The 576-nt window shown below is 37.3% G+C and carries 1 protein-coding gene; it reads left to right on the top strand.

Annotated features, from left to right (window positions below):
- The first annotated feature begins 2 nt into the window (after window positions 1-2).
- Window positions 3-494 (top strand): manganese efflux pump, encoded by a 492-nt coding sequence (locus RB298_RS00075; RefSeq protein ID WP_486045135.1) that lies wholly within the window; start codon window positions 3-5, stop codon window positions 492-494.
- The last annotated feature ends 82 nt before the right edge of the window (window positions 495-576 follow it).

Here is a 576-nt window from a genome sequence, read left to right as displayed (position 1 = left end):
GGATAAAAGGGCTTTCTAATTTACTGATAGCGGCTATTTGTTTCCTCTTTAGCATGGTGGGAATTACGTTTGGCAGGTGGATTTCAACCATCTTGCCAGGAGTGTTCCATGTTATTGTAGCCGTCGTATTATTAACGCTAATTGGGATTCGCATTATTTTATTAGTTGTATCCCAAAGAAATAACGGAAGTGATGAATTAGATAGTAGTGGTCAAGAAAACGTACGATATATTGGGTGGATCGAAAGCATTGTCCTAGGTGTTGCACTTTCAGCAAATGCACTTACAAACGGTCTAGGAGCGGGTTTACTTGGTTTATCACCTTTAGCTATTTCGCTTACATCAGCCTTTGGCAGTTTTATCACCGTATGGCTAGGAGTAATGGTGGGGAAAAAAGCCGCAAATGTTCAAATTGGGAAATTTACATTGAGTCAATTTGGAACGTTAATAAGCGGAATTACGATTTTAATTGTAGCTTTTACTCAAATATTTTAAAAGAAAAAACGCCACTTACTAGAGCAAGTGGCGTTTTTTCTTTGTATTTTGTAGTAACTAGTTTTCTATAGGTTATACACAC

The organism is Priestia sp. BR_2 (assembly GCF_041954005.1).
Classification (GTDB): Bacteria; Bacillota; Bacilli; order Paenibacillales; family Paenibacillaceae; genus Paenibacillus_AQ; species Paenibacillus_AQ lautus_A.
Note: the sequence above shows the minus strand (reverse complement) of the source record. Positions and strands in the feature narration are given on the sequence as shown.